The following is a 16,476-nucleotide window of genomic DNA, read 5'->3' as shown; positions in this document are numbered from 1 at the left end:
ACTACGGGGTGATGCTGGCACGGATGTCGCGCTTGCCGTCCGCCGCGGCGAAGGCGTCATTGATGTCGTCGAGCGAGTAGGTTGTCGCCGCGAGCCGGTCGAAGGGCAGCGCGTGTTGGTGCCGGTCGAGGAAGGTCAGAGCACGTGAGAGCACCGCGGGGTCGTACAGCGAAACGCCGACCATGGTCTTGTTGCTGAAGACGAATCGTGATGGGTCGAAGGCGAAGGTCTGGCCCGCGTTGATGTTGCCGATCTCGACGTAGCGACCGAACTGTCCCAGCATCTGCAAGCCCTCTTCGATGGCCGAGGGGTGCCCGACGACTTCGACGACGACGTCGGCGCCGTGGCCGTCGGTCAGGGCGCGAACGGCTTTGGCTCGATCCTTGGGGGTCGCGACCTGGTTGAGATCCAGCACGGTGTCGGCGCCGAAGGCGGCCGCCAACTCCAGCCGTTCGGCTATCCCGTCGATCGCGATCACGTTCGCGGCGCCGCGGGCTTTGGCCACCGCGATCGCATAGAGTCCCAGGGCTCCGGCCCCTTGCACCACGACGTGTTCACCGAGTTGAAGGTCGACGCGTTCGAGCCCGTACATCACTTGGGACAGAGCGCAGTTGGCACCTGCCGCGATATCGTCGCCGACACTGTCCGGGACGGTGTAGACAACGGCGCCCGCCGGCAGCAGGTAGTAATCGCCGTAGCCGCCGACGAAATACGGCGGCGCGTCGGCACGGCCCAGCATGGCCATCTTCAACTTGAGGCAGGCATTTCGTCGCCCGGCCAGGCAATTGCGGCAGCTGTGGCAGCTGTAGAAGTAGGGGAACACCACTCGAGTGCCGGCCTGCAACGGCTTGCCGTTGGAGTCGGTGGCAACACCGTCACCCAGTGCCTCGACAGCCCCGACCATCTCGTGGCCGAGCACGGTCGGCAGGTGTCCGCCGAGACCTCGGGTCGCAAACGTACCGTGCCAGGCGTGCACGTCCGACCCGCAGATGTTGGCGCGGGTCACCCGTACCAGGATATCGCCCGGACCAACCTCTGGCAGAGAGACGGTTTCGATCTGAAATGGCTTACCGGGCTCATCAAATCGTGCGATGCGGCCTGTGTACATGTGGTTGTGTTCCTTCAGTTCTGTGCGAATTCGGGGCTGAATTCCTCACGCAGCCGGCGTTTGAGCAATTTGCCACTGGGGTTCTTCGGCAGGGAATCGACGAAGAACACCCGTTTGGGGGTCTTGAAGCCGGCGAGATGATCGCGACAATGCGTGAGGACTTCGTCTTCGGTCAGCGTCACACCGACGCGAGGAACCACCGCGGCTACCACGGCCTCTACCCACAGCGGGTGTGCCAGCCCGAACACGGCGGCTTCCTCGACGCCGCTGTGCAGGTACAGGATCTCTTCGACCTCGCGACTGGCGACGTTCTCCCCGCCGGTCTTGATCATGTCCTTTTTGCGGTCCACGACGTGCAAAAGGCCGTGCTCGTCGTAGTAGCCGAGGTCACCGGAGTGGAACCATCCGCCGGCAAATGCTTCGGCGGTCTTGTCCGCGTCGTTCAGATACCCCAGCATCAAATGCGCACTGCGGTGGGCGATCTCGCCGACGGTTCCGGGTACCACGGGAGTGTTGGTGTCGTCGAGGATGGTCGTTTCGACATTGACCACCGGCCGGCCCGCAGATCCGGCGTGACTGTCCTGTTCTTCGGGGCCCAGTGCCGAGGCCAGGGGCGCCATCTCGGTTTGGCCGTAGAAATTCCACAGGCGCAGACGCGGGAGCCGGCGGCGCAACTCGTGCAGGATTTCGGTGGGCATCGGTGATGCGCCGTAGTACCCCTTGCACAGGCTGGACAGGTCCACCTGGTCGAAGACGAGGCTGCGCAGCAGGCTGATCCAAACAGTCGGCGGCGCAAAGTAACTGGTGGCGTGGTAACGCTCGATGGTGCGCAACACCATTTCCGGTTCCGGGCGCGGCAGGATGATGCTTGTCGCGCCGAGGTAGATGGCGGTGGCCAAGAAGTTGTCCAGCTGTGCACAGTGGTACAGCGGTAGGGACTGGATGACGACGTCGTCGCCAGACATCGAGCCGGCGACGATGGTGCTGATGTACTGCCACATCAGTCCGCGGCTGCTGTGCATCGCCCCCTTGGGCCGCGATTCGGTGCCACTGGTGTACATCACCCGGACAATCTCGTCGTCGCCGAGAAGATGGTCGGGGGCAGCGCTGTCCGTGGTCAGCCAATCAGCGAAATCTGGCCAATCGGCGGGACACGGCTGCCCAGGCAGCACGAGTGCCGCGGTGGAGTTCACGGCGGTGCCGAAGCGCATCGCGTCCTCGGCCACCGGTACGAGGGCAGCTTCGACGATGAGCCCGGCGGCATGGCTGTGCGCCAAGATGTAGGCGATTTCCTCGGCAGTGAGCATGAAATTGATCGGGACCAGAACAACGCCGGCACGGGCAGTGGCGAATGCCAATACCGCGTACTGCCAGCAGTTCCGCGACAACAACGCGAGCCGGTCTCCAGGCCGAAGGCCGTTGTCGCACAACGCTGCTGCGGCGCGGTCGACCAGGTCGTCGAACTCCGCGAAACTCAGCGTCACGTCTCCGTCGACGATCGCCGTCTTGTTTGGCTGTTTGCGCGCCGATCGTCGGGGAATGTCGGCGAGGCTGTGGCTGCGGGCCCGGGCGATGACGGTGTCCAGGTCATCAGAATCCATGCCGTGAAACGTATGTAGTGCACCGGGTTGGTCGCAGGATCGTATCCCGCTCAGAGGTTAAAGCAGCGGCGGCGTAGGGAAGATCCCTTCGATACTCGGTTGCATGACCGCCGCGACCGAATCGTCCTCACCAGTAGCCAGCGCTCCTGACCCCGATGCCTTGCGGGCACATCTGATGCAGGCAGATCCGGGTGTCCTGGTCGCTGTGCTGGCACAGATGACCGGCGACGCATCGGTCATCGATCGGTATGCACCCAAGATCGATCACGTTCCGGACCCGCCGGAGCGGGCGGGACGAACCGATCCCGAGACAATGCAGGCGCTTGTCGACGAGATCAGCAATGCGCTTACCTACTTCCGGCCCGCCGATGATCCCGTCGTTGACCGCGAACTGTTCGCGAGGTTGCTACCGGTCGCGCTGGGTACGCAGGTCGACGACGAAAACGTCGACCTGCTGATCGAACAGGGTGGCTTCCGCCCGTCTCAACCGACTCTGCCGCGTTCGGTGCCCATTCCGCAGACCACCACAATGGCCATCATCGGAGCGGGCTTGGCCGGCATCGCGGTGGCGTTGGCGGCTGCCGAGGAGGGCGTGCAATTTCAGATTTTCGAACGCAACACAGAAGTAGGGGGTACCTGGCTGACCACCACGTACCCCGGGATCGGCGTAGATACCCCGTCGGCCTACTACTCGTTGTCTCGTGAAGTGAACCCCGAGTGGTCCAGCTACTACCCGCAGGGCGCTGAGTACCAGGCCTACCTCGTAGCGCTCGCGGACAAACACGAGCTGCGCAGCCACATCAGGTTCGGCACCGAGGTCGAGGCGCTGCGGTGGGATGAACGGCGTCAACAGTGGCGGATTCATTCGCGCAGCGCCGACGGAACCGCGACGGTCGACCATGCCAGCGTCGTCGTCACCGCGGCAGGCTACCTGAATCGCCCGCGCTTTCCCGACATCGAGGGCCGGGAGACCTTTGGCGGCATCAGTATTCACTCGGCCCAATGGGATCCCACACTGGACCTGACGGGCAAGAAGGTAGCGATCATCGGAGCCGGCTGCACGGCAGTGCAGATCGTCGATGCCTGCGTCGACCAGGTCGAGCACCTCACCGTGTTCCAAAGGCAGCCTCATTGGGTCGCCCCACGCAAGCGGCTCTCCGACGACGTGCCGGAACATCGTCGCTATCTGGGGCGGGTGCTGCCGTTCTACGCCATGTGGAATCGAGTCAAGTCGTACTGGGGTACCGCAGACAACAACTACCCGGTCATCCTGCAGGACCCAGAGTGGTCGAAGAGCCATCTGTCGATCTCGCCTGCCAACGACGTGCTGTTGCAGATGTGTACGGACTACATCAATCGGATGTTCGGCGCCGGGACGGAATTGGCGCGCAAAGTCACTCCGGACTTCGCCCCCTACGGTAAGCGCATCATCCGTGACCCCGGCGGCTACTACGCGGCGTTGACCCGTGATCACGTCGACGTCGAGGCCAGCGAACCAGCTGCCGTGAACGCCAACGGCATTGTCACTCAAGATGGTCGGCAGATCGACCTCGACGTCATCATCTACGCCACGGGCTACCACCTCGACTTCCTGTCGACGATCGACATCCGCGGTCGCGACTCCCGGGCGCTGTCCGACGAATGGGGCGACAGCCCACGCGCCTACCGAGGGGGCACCGTGCCGGGTTTCCCCAACCTGTTCATCACTTCCGCTCCCAACTACAGCCCGGGACACGGCGCGGGAGCCAACTTCTCGATGGAGGTGATGGCGCACTACATCATTGAGTGCCTGCAGCTGATGGCGATACGCGACGTGCACACCATGGAGGTCACGCGCGGTGCTTACGACCAGTACGTCGAGGGCATCGACGAGACGATGCGCGGCACCGTGTGGTGCCACACTCCCAACGCCCACACCTACTATCGCTCCGATTCGGGACGCGTTGTCGTGGCGACACCGTATCGACTGGTCGACTTATGGCGTCAGCACCGGGCCCCCATCGAGGAAGACTTCGTCCTGCAATGACACAGCTGTTGGCAGGCAAGACCGCACTCGTGACGGGCAGTAGCCGAGGGATCGGACGAGCTATCGCTCAGCGCCTGGCGGCCGAAGGAGCCACAGTCGCGGTAACCGCGCGCGGCAATTTTCCTTCGACGTCGGTGCGCGCGGGGGTGCGCGAGGTGATACCGGGCAGCATTCAGGAAACCGTCCAGCTCATCGAAGACGCAGGTGGTTCGGCTTTCGGGGTGCCGGCGGATCTGGAAGACCCCGAGGCTCGCGACAGTCTTGTCGAGGCGGTCCTGCACCGCACGGGCCGCGTCGACATCGTGGTCAACAACGCCGGTTTCGCCGACTACGCCGTGGTCGAGCAGATGCCGATGACAACCTTCGACCGAACAATCGACCACTACCTGCGCATTCCGTTCGCGCTGACGAAAGCCGTTGTGCCGCACATGAAGGATCAGGGTGCGGGTTGGATCGTCAACATCGGTTCGGTTACCGGGGTGGCTCCGACACGGCCGTATCGGGACTACAACAAGACCGCCGGCGATGTCATCTACGCCTCGTGTAAAGCAGCGCTGCACCGTTTCACCCAGGGAGTGGCCGCCGAGCTGCTCGATGCGAACATCGCGGTCAACTGTGTCGGTCCGTCAACGGCGGTCCGGACACCGGGCGCTACCGCACTCATCCCCGATTCCTTTCCCACCGAGCCGGTGGAATACCTGGCGGAGACGGTACTGGCCATGTGCCATGCTCCTGCCGCGGAGCGTACGGGTCTGGTGGCGTTCAGCCTGCACTATCCATGGTCCCAAGAACTGACGGTGCACTCGCTGGACGGCCGCACGGTCCTGCCGCCGCTGCCACCGCCTGCGGCGGCGAATCCGAATATCCTGCCCGCCGGCGTCTAGCTTTCGGCCGTTACCAGAGCACCGGCGTGGTCAGTTCGCAGAAACTGTGGCACAAGCGATCTCGGATGATCACGTCGGTGGTTTCCGGATCGAACCAGCGATCGACGACCGCCCAATGGATGGGGTGCATCAGGTAGGGCCCCATCAAACCGTCGACGTCGGTGAATTCCTGTTCGAACACGTGCGTCCACGGACTGGTGCCCAGTGCGGAGTCGACGCGACTGAGCTGCCACGCCGCGATGGTGTTTACATACCTTGGCATCGAGGCCAATTCGCGTTCGAAGTCGGCGATGGTGGTGGCGTCGACGCCGGGCTCGACCCGCAGCAGTAGCGCTCGGTACACGCTGCCGCGGCCGATGCGTGTCGGGGCGCCGCGGTAGGTCGCGCCGTTGACGTGGGTAATGGCCGGATCAGCCAGGGCGCGGTCGAAAGTGCTCTGTTCCCAGGCAGTCTGGTTCCAGAAGCGTAGATGGGCCAGGATGTCGCCGCCATTGCGTGACCCCGGAAGTGTCGGTTGCACGACATACGCCAACGCGCCGCTGTTGCGGGCTGCCTCGCGCAGGTTCTCCAGTATTCGTGTGCGGTCGGATTCGGCGACATCGATCAGCCGGGTCACGCCGACGGTGGTGCCCTCCGCGGATCCTTGTGGTGCCGGCGCGGCGACATCACCTGCGGGGGCGACGTTGTCGGGGGATGCGGCGACACTGCGGTTGCGTTCGACGATGAGACCTGCGACGCTGTCCCACCACTGCGCCAGTGTTGGATCACCACGGCCTTGCCATGTCATCTCCCACCACGCCTGCGGGCTGGGCAGTGACCAGGTGATGGTGACGACGTTGGTTTGGTCATCGAACCAGATCGGCGGACTGACCAGAATGTCCCACATGGTCATGCCCCGTTCAATCGCGCCAGGTGCGTAGTCGGCGAGATAGGCGTCGATGAACTTCTGGGCGCACCCGGGAGCGGTAACCACCCGGTCGATGACGAACACTTCGTCCATGAGTAGAGGCTATGGGCCGGCGGCAGTCGGCGGTCCGCCCGTTCCCGGTTACCGGGAACGCATCTTTGCTCACCGACAGTGGGCGACGAGGGTGATCCCATGGGCGACAATCCGTTTGAACCTGCGCAGCTGGGTCCGGTAATACTGCGGAACCGGATCATCAAAGCGGCGACATCTGAGGGACGCTCGCCCGACGGCGCGGTCACCGAGGAACTGATCGCATTTCACCGGGCATTCGCTGACGGCGGCGTGGGGATGACCACCGTCGCCTACTGCTGCGTCGCTCCCGAAGCTGCTAGTGCACCGGGGCAGATCGTCATGAGCGCGACCACATTGCCTGGCCTGCGCCGGCTCACCGATGCCGTGCATGAGACTGGAGCGGCGATTTCGGCCCAGCTCGGTCACGCCGGAGTGGTAGCGCCCAAGAAGCTCACCGGGGTCACCGCAATGGCGCCGAGCAAGTTCGTCAACCCGACGTCTTTCGCATACTGCCGCGCCATCAGCGTCGAGGAAATCCAGGCAGTCATCAGGCAATTCGGAATGGCCGCCCGTATTGCGGTGGATGCCGGATTCGACGCGGTCGAGCTTCACTTCGGACACCTGTACCTACCCAGCTCATTCCTGAGCCCGCTCATCAACCGCCGCCGAGATGGCTACGGCGGGTCGATCGATAATCGGTCGCGACTGGTTCGCGAGATCGCTCAACATGTACGGACGGTTGTCGGCGGCCAGATCGCGGTGATCGCCAAGCTCGACATGGATGACGGTCTGCCCGGCAGCATCTGGATCGATGAAGCGCTGCGAACGGCACAACTCCTCGATGCCGACGCCACCCTTGACGCCCTCGAGCTGACCCAAGGTTCCTCGGTGTACAAGCCGATGTATCTGTTCCGCGGCGACGTACCGGCCAAGGAGTTCTCGAAAGTAATGCCGGTGGCCTTACGTCCTGCGATCCGGCTCTTCGGCAAGCAGGCGATGGGCATGTACCCCTACCGGGACTTGTACATGCTCGACGCCGCCCGCCAATTCGTCCCGCTGATGAAGAACACCAAACTCGTTCTGTTGGGCGGCATTACCAACCGCGAGCATATCGAGACCGGGATGCGAGAGGGTTTTGATTTCTTCGCCATGGGGCGGGCCCTGCTTCGTGAACCGGATCGCGTGAACACCATGATTGCCGAGCCAGGCTCACGCAGCCGTTGCACCCACAACAACAAGTGCATGGTGACGGTGTTCGGTCGGACCCACTGCGTCCTGGACCCTGAGCAACGCTACGGGATTGCTCAGGGGCTCCCTGACGACCGGAGGCCCGCCACGAATTGACGGGCCGATGGATCACATACCTACGCTCGCGCCCAGGAGTTCGGCGGTCCCACTCGTCGCAGTGCTGGGTGGGTAACCGCCTTCGGGGTGGGCCGGTGCGGTCCGTATTCGATATTGCGCCAGATGCGCGATGCGGTGATCCGCACGGGCGCGGCGAGTCGTTGATCCAGAGTGATCCGGTCGATCGGGCCGCACACCGATACGGCTGCGAGCGGCTGTCCCGGCAGTCCGATGGCTGCAGCGACGCAGCCGATCCCAAGCAGGGATTCCTCCCGGTCGAACGCCACGCCACGTTCGCGGGTCTTGGTCAGTTCAGCCGTCAATTGCTGGGTGCTGGCAATCGAGAATCGAGTTTGCCGGGCACTGAGATCGACATCGTTGCAGTCACTTTCGGCAAGAATGGCCTTTCCGACCGCGGTACAGTGCGCAGGTACGCGATTGCCGACCGAGGTATGGACGAGATCGGACAGTTGATCACCGATTCTCTCGAGGCAGATGATGTCGGAGCCGTCGACGACAGCCAGGTGTACCACCAATCCGGTGGCCCGCTGCAGACTGCGCAGTAGGGGAAGAGCGGCCTGGTGAATGCGACCCTGATGCAGGGCGAGCGACCCCAACTCGACCAAGCGGGTCCCGAGTTCATAGTCAAAACCTTCGCGTCGGAGCCAGCGAAGATGAACGAGTCGCTCCAGCATGCGGTGCACAGACGACCTTGGCAGACCGGTGCGATGCACGATCTGCACCATTGTCAGCGGTGTCTTGCCGTCAAAGGCGTCCAGTACCAAGGACATCCGATCAATGGCGGCGATCGGCGTTTCGCCGCGGCTCACGACTGCCGTTGTCATGAAGTGCTCCCAGTGTCGATAGTCAAAAAAGTACTATTGCTATTTTTACCATACGATGTGTGCGGTGTCACACCATGCCTGCTGTCGGCAGTAGCTTCGGGATGGGTCGGTGCGGTGTGCAGTCGTCCGTCGTGCCGCTGCGGCGTCCACAGATGACGCTCTGCTGAGGTACGAGCGCGAGGATGCCCGCTCAGCGGATATTCGGCACCGTCCTGGCCTTGTGCGCCGTAACTTCTTGCTAGTAAACGGATCACAGCCACTTCGGCCGGCGTTGCCGGTGGCGTTCGACCTGGTAGGCACGTTGGCGAGGGCAGGTATGAAATCAATCGTTTCGGCCATGGCGTTGGTCGCCGCTAGGTGGATGTCGACGCCATTGGCGCACGCGGATATCCGCCACGGGAATTTCGAACTGAGAATCTCTGGCCGGCACGACTTTCACAACTGGCTCTGGGCACTGTCGAGTTGTCAGGGCGACTGTGTTCATGTCCAGGCGATTCCACAACCGGTGGCAAGAGCATTTCCGTACCAGGGCGACGCGCAACTGCACGACGGACGGTTGACGCTGACCGTTGATGTTCCGGATGGATTACGTTGTGGGGATGTCTATTACGGCCCAGTGATACCGACCCGGGATACCTACTCGTGGGATCCGAGCACGATGTCCGGGACGCTCTCGTCGTCGTTCGCCACCGGCTGCGACGGATCGCCCGCCGGGACGTTGACCTATCCGTTCGACCTCGTACAGATGTAGGTTCGCTTGACGCGGGGCTCACGTGTCATGGGCGCATGGCCGCCGGCAGGTCCGACACCCACTGGTGGCCCCAGTAGCTGTCGGCGGTGATTTCCTCTGCGGTGTAATAGGTTTCGTCGACCTTCATGCCCTCGGTACCGAACTCGATGTCCCAGTCGCCGGGAGCACGCACATAGAAGGACACCATCTTGTCGTTGGTGTGGCGGCCCAGGGTGGACGAGAGTTGGAAGCCTTCGGCATTGACCCGGTCGAGGGCCTGGCCCACCGCGTCGAGGCTGTCGACCTCGACCATGAGGTGAATGAGGCCGGGATCGCGCAGATTCTGCGCGGGGCAGATCGCCAGGCTGTGATGGCGCTGGTTGACGCCCATGAATCGAACCCGGACGGGTCCGAACTCCGGTGGCACCGGGACACGGAATGCGCCGCGGGACTTGAAACCGAGGACCTCCGTGTAGAACTCGAGCAAGCCGTTGACATCGAGCGCGGGGAGCACCACGTGTCCCAGGCCCTGGTTGCCGGTGACGAACTTTGCTCCGTGCGGGGTGATGACGGGTGAGTGGTCTAGGACGGGCCCGTGAAACACCTCGAGTAGCGTGCCGGCCGGATCCTCGAAAGCGATGACTTCTTCGACGCGTCGTGCATCGGCTTCCGCCAGCGACAGCTGCTTGAACGGCACGCCAGCGGCTTCGAGTGCGCTCTTCACCTGCTCGAGGTCGGCATGGTCGCGGACCTCCCAGCCGACGGTCATGATCTTGTCGGACTCGCCGGGCACCACGATGATGCGCGCAGCACGTTCGTCCATCCGCAGGTACAGCGCGGATTGGTCGGGTCCGGTACCGGTCGCGAAGCCGAGGACGTTGCGGGCGAAGTGCCGCCAGCGTTCGATGTCGGAGGCGGCGACGGTGACGTAGTCGAGGCTCTTGATCAATCCCACGGTCACTCAGATCATCGCCCGTAGCGGACCCTGCGGATCCACGCCAAGCGAGCTCAGGGCCGAAGCGTGGTAGACCGTGCCCGGAACGTGAATGGCATGCGCCTGGCCGACGTGTACATCACGCCAATAGCGCTGCAGCGGTTTGTCCATTCGCGCGGCGTTGCCGCCGCAGCGCGCGAACAGCTCGTCGACCGCTGAGACCGCGCGCCACACCGCCCGCACCTGGGTGCGCCGACCGGCCGCGCGATCCTCGAAGGACACCTCCCTGCGCGAGTCGACCAGGTCGAAAATTCGGTCGGCGTTGGCCAACAGCTCTTGCCGGGCCGCGTTGATGTCCGCGGCGGCCTCACCGATGGCGTACATGACGTACGGGTCGTCCTTGATCGAGATTCCGCTGGAGCTCACCCGCTCGCGCTGGTAGTCGAGTGCAGCGGCCAGCGCGCCCTCGGCGATGCCGATGGTCGCCGAGCTGATGCCGAGCGGGAACATCGTCGACCACGGCATCAAGTACAGCGTCTCGGTCATCCCGGCTTCGCGCTGGGCGGTGCCGTCCATGACCTTCATCGCGTCCATCGTGCGGTACGACGGCACGAAGGCATCCTTGACAATGACGTCCTTTGAGCCGGTGCCGCGTAGCCCCACGACGTTCCACGAGTCCTCAACGATTTCGTAGTCGCCGCGCGGCAAGATCATGTGCAGCATCTGCGGCGGCATCAGCGGCTTGCCCTCGGCGTCACCGATCATCGCGCCCAGGAAGATCCAGTCGCAGTGATCGGTGCCCGAACTGAACTGCCAGCGGCCGTTGAAGATGTAGCCGCCATCGACCGGCTTCGCCACGCCTTGTGGCGCGTAGGGGGAGGCGACCCAGGTGTCGACGTCGTCAGCCCAGATTTCGGATGCCACCCGTGGGTCTGCGTAAGCGAGCTGGTAAGGGTGAACGCCGACGACGCCGTTGATCCAGCCCGCGGACGGGTCGAGTGCGGCAGTGGCCATCACGGTTTCGGCGAACTCGCGCGGGTGGACTTGCAGGCCGCCGTGGGCCTTCGGCTGCAACAGCCGAATGTTGCCGGCCGACTTCATCAACTTGACCGTCTCGTCGGTGAGCTGTCCGGCCTTTTCTGCCTTGGGCCCCTGCGTGCGTAGTTGGTCGGCGATCGCGCGCACCCGGTCGATTACCCGGTCGGTCATCTTCTCGTCCTATCGGTCAATGGCTGCCACTGATGGTCCAACAGTGGGCTTCCCGCCGCTGAGAACCGTTCCCGGTGAGCGGAAAAATGTTGTCGTGTAACGATGTTCTTCAGAATTTGATGTGCAGGTCGTCTGAGACCGGTGTGGCCTGGCAGGCCAAGATCAGGCCGTCGGCAATGTCCTCTGGTTGCAGTACCTCGGAGGTGGCCATGTCGACGTGGCCGCGGAGCACGGTGGCCGCGCATGACCCGCATTGGCCCTCCCGGCACGAGTACGGCACATCAAGGTCTGCCGCGAGCATCGTGTCGACCAGTGTGGCGCGCCGCGGCCATCGCAACTGGTGGCAGTCGCCGTCGATGTCGACCTGAACCGTCGCAGCGTCTCCATCATCGGAATGATCGGCCGTGGAATCGATCTCATCGGCGAACGGATCGCCCGATAATGACTGGAACACCTCGAGATGAATGCGTTCGCGCGGTACCCCGGCCTCGGCCAGCGCTTCCTTGATCACGGTCATGAACGAGGCCGGGCCGCAGATGAACGATTCGAAGGTGTTCGACCCGGCAAAAACAGTGTGCGCAAACCCGGCCATCTGGGCACGCGTCGGCAATCCCTGTACCGATTCCAGCCAGTGCAGCACCGTCAAGCGGCCGGCGTAACGCGCAGCCAGCTCGCGTAGTTCGGCGGCGAAAATGACCGAGTGCTCGTCACGGTTGGCGTAACACAGAATTGCCCGCCCAGAACCTGACGCCATCGCTGACTTGAGGATTGACATCACCGGAGTGATACCACTTCCGGCCGCCCACAACAGGAAGTCGCTGTCGAGCGAATCGGGCGTGAACACACCGGCAGGTGGCAGCACTTCGATGGTGTCCCCGACAGAAACGTTGTCACACAACCAGTTCGACCCGTAACCGCCCGCAGTCCGCTTGATCGTCACCTTCGGCGCGGGATCGGTGTGCGGTGAACTCGCCAGCGAGTAGCACCGCGCCACCGAGCCGGTCTGATCGCTCGGAACGCGAAAGGTCAGGAATTGCCCCGGCCGATAGGCGAAGCGGTCCCGCAGCTGTTCGGGGACGCTGAATACCAATGACCGTGTGTCAGGGCTCTCCGCGATGACATCGGCCACCGTCAGCAGCACGCCACGACGGGCACCAACGATTTCGGTGTCGGTTTCGACAGCGGTCATGTGCTGAAATTCTGGGACGCCGAGGGCGCGGACCCAACCGGTCTCTCCGATCAGCGGGATCCGGGCACGGGTTTCCGATCACCGGGAATCGACGCCGATTTGGCTGCCCCGGCTCCCTACCGTTGGTGTAGTGCGCGGGGGATCGAACACCGACGTGGACGTCGGGGTCGTCCTGGCCTCCGACGAGGGTCGCTACATCACCTGCAACGCGGGATTGACGGGGAGAACCACATGAGTGCGCTGCGGCTGGCCGGCAAGGTCGCGTTGATCACCGGCGCGGCCCGCGGAATCGGCCGCGCCCAAGCGGTCCGGTTCGCCCAGGAAGGCGCCGACATCATCGGGCTGGACCTCTGCGGGCCGGTCGAGACCGTCTCGGTCCCGTCAAGTACTCCAGCAGATCTTGAGGAAACCGGCAGGCTGGTCAGGCAGGCCGGTCGCCGGATCTACACCGACATCGTCGACGTCCGCGACCTCGAAGGCATGCAGGCAGCGACCGATCGGGGTGTCGACGAGTTCGGAGGACTTGACGTCGTCTGCGCGACGGCCGGAATCACGTCACGTGCGATGACCGTCGATCTCAGCGAAAACGCCTGGCACACAATGGTTGACATCAACCTGACCGGGGTGTGGCACACGTGCAGAGCTGGCGCAGAGCATCTGATCGCGCGCGGCGGCGGCTCCATGGTGCTGACCAGCTCCATTGCGGGTCTGCGCGGCCTCGTCGGGGTAGGCCATTACACCGCAGCCAAGCACGGGGTGATTGGACTGATGCGCAGCCTCGCGCACGACCTGGCGCCGCACGACGTCCGCGTGAACTGCATCCTGCCCACCAACGTCGACACTCCGCTCATCCAGAACGACGTGGTCCGAGTCGCCTTCCGGCCGGACCTGGACCGGCCACCTACGCGCGATGAGTTCGCCGCAGCCGCGCGCCGGATGAACCTCCTGTCGATCCCGTGGGTTGAGGCGATCGACGTCGCGAACGCGGCGCTGTTCCTGGCCTCCGGCGAGGCGCGATACATCACCGCGATCACGTTGCCCGTTGACGCGGGCGCCACGCAAAAATAATTCCGACAGAGGAATTCACGTTGGATCCCAGGCGAGATCATGAATGTGTCTGTAGTGCACGAAGATTGGTCGATCCGGTCCTGGTCACTGGTCGCCCGGCACCCAGCGAGTGGTGTCGTCGACCGCAACACAACTCAAGAACACACCGTCGGGGCTCTGGGCCACGTCATTCACGAATTGAGGACAGGGTGAGCCCTCGACCTTGATGCCCCTCATCGGTGGCGAACGAAAATAGCGCGGCTCATACCGACGCGGAGAGCCGCAGAACACGAGGCGTCCCCATGACGTGGTGCCGAAGACGAAATGCGACGTGTCGGCGCACGGGGCTCCCAGCACGACGCCGCCGGAGATGGCGGGTGTGCAGTAGGCATCCTCGCACGGGGCAGGAGCGTCCGCAGCCGCCGCGGCCGCAGGGCCGAAGCTGAGCGCGCCGACGGCGATGGCCAGCAGCAGGTGATTGCGCATTCGTCTCCCGAGGTCATTGATGGGGTCGTCGGATTCAGCTGTACCGACTTCCGGGAACGGGCGATAGGTGGCCGACCGGTGAGCGGAAACCCGCCCGAGGCGGTGTGGCCGCCGGTGGCTTGACATCGATATGTGACAGCGACCACAGCATATGGTAAAAAAAGTACTATTCCTATTTTGACTATTCCTGTGATGAGCCTGGAGGGTTTCGATGACGCTGACCGTCGATATGGCTGCCGAGACGCCTAGCAATGTGATCGATCGGGTTTCCCTGGTGCTGGAGGCGTTCGACGGGTCGGGAAGTCTCACCTTGGCGCAGATCGTTCGTCGCACCGGGCTGCCACGCTCGTCCGCGCACCGGATGCTCGAGCGCCTGGTGAGCCTGCGGTGGCTGAGCCGCGATGGGTTCGATTACGAGCTCGGCGTGCGCTTGGTGGAGTTGGGCAACCTTGCGCTCCAACAGGACCGAATTCATCGAGCGGCCATGCCGCTCTTGCGCGACCTGCACCGGGCCACTGGACTGGTGGTGCACCTCGCCGTCCTCGACGGCCCTGATGTCGTGTACCTGGAAAAGATCGGCGACGAGGTGGTTGCCGCCATCCCGACGCGCGTAGGTGGGCGCCAACCCGCTCAATGCACCGCCGTCGGCAAAGCGATCCTGGCCTATCACGACTCTGCTCACGTTGACCTTGCGAATCGGCGGACGCGGTACTCGGTAGCTACGAGTTCCCAGCTCGCCGGCGAACTGGACCGAGTCCGGGCCCACGGCGTGGCCACTGAGAGGGAAGAGTCTCTTCGTGGATTCGGCTGCGTAGCGGCACCGATCGGGCCGGTAGGCGAAGCCGTGGCCGCAGTCTCGGTGTGTGGTCCCATGACACAGATGACGTTCGACCGACGGTTGGTCACGCCGGTGCGGATGACCGCGACGGCAATCTGGCGTAATGCCGAAAGCGTCCGCGAACATGCGAGTCCCACGCTCCTGCGTCCCCTGCGGGGCGGTATTGCGGCACATAACGCGGAGCTGCGTGCGTCGGCGATGCGACCCGCATGAGCCTCGACCCGCAAGTGGCGGACCTCATCGAGGCCCTCGATACCGGATTTCCCAAGGTGTCCACGATGACCGGCGCACAGGCCAGGGCCGCGATTCGCGCACGGTTCGTGCCGAACCCGCAGCCCGAGCCGGTCGCCGGCGTATGGGATGACCAGGTGCCGGTCGACGGTGGGCACGTGGCCATCCGGATATACCGCCCGGCAGCATCCGGACCTTTGCCGGTGCTGGTGTACGCGCACGGTGGCGGTTTCGTCTTCTGTGATCTGGACAGCCATGATGGCCTGTGCCGGAATATGGCGAATCTCATTCCGGCGGTGGTCGTTTCGGTCGCATACCGACTGGCCCCGGAGCATCGGTGGCCCACAGCCGCGGAGGATTTGTATGCAGTGACCTGCTGGGTGTCCGAACACGCGGATGACTTCGGTGCCGACGCGCAACGAATCGCAATCGGGGGCGACAGTGCGGGTGGAAACCTCGCCGCCGTGACCGCTTTGATGGCCCGCGACCGAGGCGAGTTGTCCATTGCTGCGCAGATGCTGCTGTATCCGGTGATCGCCGCGGATTTCGACACCGACTCCTACCGCCGATTCGGCGCGGGCTACTACAACCCGCGCGAAGCACTGCAATGGTATTGGGATCAATACGTTCCGGAGCCCGGTGATCGCCGCCATCCGTACGCGTCCCCGCTGTGTGGTCTTCTCGAGGGATTGCCTCCGGCAGTTATGGTGCTCGCCGGTTGCGACCCACTCAAAGATGAGGGCCTGGCGTATGCCAACGCGCTGCGGCAAGCGGGCGGTACCGTGCAGCAGCTGTATTTCGCCGGCGGAATACACGGCTTCATGACGATGCCCATGTTCGATATCGCGCATGCCGCCCGCCGGCAGGCAAGCCGCGCGCTGGGCGAGTTGCTGCGTCGGTAGCGACGTCGCGTCGCCCGCGCGCTGATCGCAACCGTTCAGCGCCCAGATGTGCAAATGCGCTGATGTACAAGGCCCGGGTGCTCCCATTGTGAGGGCGCCCGGGCCTTGTACATCTTTGATGCC

15 protein-coding genes are annotated in these 16,476 nt (G+C 63.8%); 7 read left to right on the top strand and 8 right to left on the bottom strand.

Annotation, left to right across the window (positions count from 1 at the left end):
• Position 1 precedes the first annotated feature (1 nt).
• Positions 2–1,108: a zinc-binding dehydrogenase gene (locus ACX12F_RS19370; RefSeq protein ID WP_459366105.1), complete on the bottom strand. Its 1,107-nt coding sequence runs from the start codon at positions 1,106–1,108 to the stop codon at positions 2–4.
• A 14-nt stretch (positions 1,109–1,122) separates the two neighbouring features.
• Positions 1,123–2,709 (bottom strand): fatty acyl-CoA synthetase, encoded by a 1,587-nt coding sequence (locus ACX12F_RS19365; RefSeq protein WP_459366104.1) that lies wholly within the window; start codon positions 2,707–2,709, stop codon positions 1,123–1,125.
• Positions 2,710–2,812: 103 nt separating this feature from the next.
• Here ACX12F_RS19365 and ACX12F_RS19360 point away from each other — a divergent pair, with 103 nt between their 5' ends.
• Both ACX12F_RS19360 and ACX12F_RS19355 read left to right on the top strand, forming a co-directional pair.
• Positions 2,813–4,735, top strand: a complete 1,923-nt coding sequence (locus ACX12F_RS19360; protein ID WP_459366103.1) for a flavin-containing monooxygenase — start codon at positions 2,813–2,815, stop codon at positions 4,733–4,735.
• Positions 4,732–5,619, top strand: a complete 888-nt coding sequence (locus tag ACX12F_RS19355; RefSeq protein ID WP_459366102.1) for an SDR family NAD(P)-dependent oxidoreductase — start codon at positions 4,732–4,734, stop codon at positions 5,617–5,619. The genes ACX12F_RS19360 and ACX12F_RS19355 overlap by 4 nt, the downstream gene beginning before the upstream one ends.
• A 10-nt stretch (positions 5,620–5,629) precedes the next feature.
• On the opposite strand, the gene ACX12F_RS19350 is transcribed toward ACX12F_RS19355, so the two are convergent.
• Entirely contained in the window at positions 5,630–6,235 is a 606-nt protein-coding gene (locus tag ACX12F_RS19350) for a Dabb family protein (protein WP_459370432.1), read from the bottom strand.
• Positions 6,236–6,718: 483 nt separating this feature from the next.
• Between ACX12F_RS19350 and ACX12F_RS19345 the strand changes: the two genes are divergently transcribed.
• Positions 6,719–7,942: an NADH:flavin oxidoreductase gene (locus tag ACX12F_RS19345; protein WP_459366101.1), complete on the top strand. Its 1,224-nt coding sequence runs from the start codon at positions 6,719–6,721 to the stop codon at positions 7,940–7,942.
• Between the two features lie 20 nt (positions 7,943–7,962).
• On the opposite strand, the gene ACX12F_RS19340 is transcribed toward ACX12F_RS19345, so the two are convergent.
• Positions 7,963–8,787 carry an IclR family transcriptional regulator gene (locus tag ACX12F_RS19340; protein WP_459366100.1) on the bottom strand — a complete coding sequence of 275 codons (825 nt, stop codon included), beginning with the start codon at positions 8,785–8,787 and terminating at the stop codon, positions 7,963–7,965.
• A 316-nt stretch (positions 8,788–9,103) separates the two neighbouring features.
• On the opposite strand from ACX12F_RS19340, the gene ACX12F_RS19335 reads away from it, so the two are divergent.
• Positions 9,104–9,538: a hypothetical protein gene (locus tag ACX12F_RS19335; protein ID WP_459370431.1), complete on the top strand. Its 435-nt coding sequence runs from the start codon at positions 9,104–9,106 to the stop codon at positions 9,536–9,538.
• A 25-nt stretch (positions 9,539–9,563) separates the two neighbouring features.
• On the opposite strand, the gene bphC is transcribed toward ACX12F_RS19335, so the two are convergent.
• From bphC to ACX12F_RS19320, 3 genes are all read right to left on the bottom strand, one after another.
• Complete coding sequence (gene bphC, locus ACX12F_RS19330) at positions 9,564–10,472, bottom strand: biphenyl-2,3-diol 1,2-dioxygenase (RefSeq protein WP_459370430.1); 909 nt, start codon at positions 10,470–10,472, stop codon at positions 9,564–9,566.
• 6 nt (positions 10,473–10,478) lie between these two features.
• A complete protein-coding gene (locus tag ACX12F_RS19325; protein WP_459366099.1) occupies positions 10,479–11,660 on the bottom strand; it encodes an acyl-CoA dehydrogenase family protein in 1,182 nt (393 codons plus the stop codon).
• Positions 11,661–11,769: 109 nt separating this feature from the next.
• Positions 11,770–12,849 carry a 2Fe-2S iron-sulfur cluster-binding protein gene (locus ACX12F_RS19320; RefSeq protein ID WP_459366098.1) on the bottom strand — a complete coding sequence of 360 codons (1,080 nt, stop codon included), beginning with the start codon at positions 12,847–12,849 and terminating at the stop codon, positions 11,770–11,772.
• Between the two features lie 231 nt (positions 12,850–13,080).
• Between ACX12F_RS19320 and ACX12F_RS19315 the strand changes: the two genes are divergently transcribed.
• Positions 13,081–13,917 (top strand): mycofactocin-coupled SDR family oxidoreductase, encoded by an 837-nt coding sequence (locus ACX12F_RS19315; protein WP_459366097.1) that lies wholly within the window; start codon positions 13,081–13,083, stop codon positions 13,915–13,917.
• A gap of 84 nt (positions 13,918–14,001) precedes the next feature.
• On the opposite strand, the gene ACX12F_RS19310 is transcribed toward ACX12F_RS19315, so the two are convergent.
• Positions 14,002–14,382 (bottom strand): hypothetical protein, encoded by a 381-nt coding sequence (locus tag ACX12F_RS19310; RefSeq protein WP_459366096.1) that lies wholly within the window; start codon positions 14,380–14,382, stop codon positions 14,002–14,004.
• Between the two features lie 211 nt (positions 14,383–14,593).
• Here ACX12F_RS19310 and ACX12F_RS19305 point away from each other — a divergent pair, with 211 nt between their 5' ends.
• Together ACX12F_RS19305 and ACX12F_RS19300 are read left to right on the top strand one after the other, a co-directional pair.
• A complete protein-coding gene (locus ACX12F_RS19305; protein WP_459366095.1) occupies positions 14,594–15,433 on the top strand; it encodes an IclR family transcriptional regulator in 840 nt (279 codons plus the stop codon).
• Positions 15,430–16,353: a LipP1 family hormone-sensitive lipase gene (locus ACX12F_RS19300; RefSeq protein ID WP_459366094.1), complete on the top strand. Its 924-nt coding sequence runs from the start codon at positions 15,430–15,432 to the stop codon at positions 16,351–16,353. The genes ACX12F_RS19305 and ACX12F_RS19300 overlap by 4 nt, the downstream gene beginning before the upstream one ends.
• Positions 16,354–16,476 lie beyond the last annotated feature (123 nt).

It is taken from the genome of Mycolicibacterium sp. HS_4_1 (assembly GCF_054515875.1).
Note: the sequence above shows the minus strand (reverse complement) of the source record. Positions and strands in the feature narration are given on the sequence as shown.

Excerpts from the sequence above, each read along its gene's own strand:
- ACX12F_RS19310 (WP_459366096.1), bottom strand. The coding sequence starts at position 14,382 with ATGCGCAATCACCTGCTGCTGGCCATCGCCGTCGGCGCGCTCAGCTTC.
- ACX12F_RS19345 (WP_459366101.1), top strand. The coding sequence starts at position 6,719 with ATGGGCGACAATCCGTTTGAACCTGCGCAGCTGGGTCCGGTAATACTG.
- ACX12F_RS19365 (WP_459366104.1), bottom strand. The coding sequence starts at position 2,709 with ATGGATTCTGATGACCTGGACACCGTCATCGCCCGGGCCCGCAGCCAC.
- ACX12F_RS19370 (WP_459366105.1), bottom strand. The coding sequence starts at position 1,108 with ATGTACACAGGCCGCATCGCACGATTTGATGAGCCCGGTAAGCCATTT.
- ACX12F_RS19300 (WP_459366094.1), top strand. The coding sequence starts at position 15,430 with ATGAGCCTCGACCCGCAAGTGGCGGACCTCATCGAGGCCCTCGATACC.
- ACX12F_RS19305 (WP_459366095.1), top strand. The coding sequence starts at position 14,594 with ATGACGCTGACCGTCGATATGGCTGCCGAGACGCCTAGCAATGTGATC.
- ACX12F_RS19360 (WP_459366103.1), top strand. The coding sequence starts at position 2,813 with ATGACCGCCGCGACCGAATCGTCCTCACCAGTAGCCAGCGCTCCTGAC.
- ACX12F_RS19325 (WP_459366099.1), bottom strand. The coding sequence starts at position 11,660 with ATGACCGACCGGGTAATCGACCGGGTGCGCGCGATCGCCGACCAACTA.
- ACX12F_RS19315 (WP_459366097.1), top strand. The coding sequence starts at position 13,081 with ATGAGTGCGCTGCGGCTGGCCGGCAAGGTCGCGTTGATCACCGGCGCG.
- ACX12F_RS19355 (WP_459366102.1), top strand. The coding sequence starts at position 4,732 with ATGACACAGCTGTTGGCAGGCAAGACCGCACTCGTGACGGGCAGTAGC.
- ACX12F_RS19335 (WP_459370431.1), top strand. The coding sequence starts at position 9,104 with ATGAAATCAATCGTTTCGGCCATGGCGTTGGTCGCCGCTAGGTGGATG.
- ACX12F_RS19320 (WP_459366098.1), bottom strand. The coding sequence starts at position 12,849 with ATGACCGCTGTCGAAACCGACACCGAAATCGTTGGTGCCCGTCGTGGC.
- ACX12F_RS19340 (WP_459366100.1), bottom strand. The coding sequence starts at position 8,787 with ATGACAACGGCAGTCGTGAGCCGCGGCGAAACGCCGATCGCCGCCATT.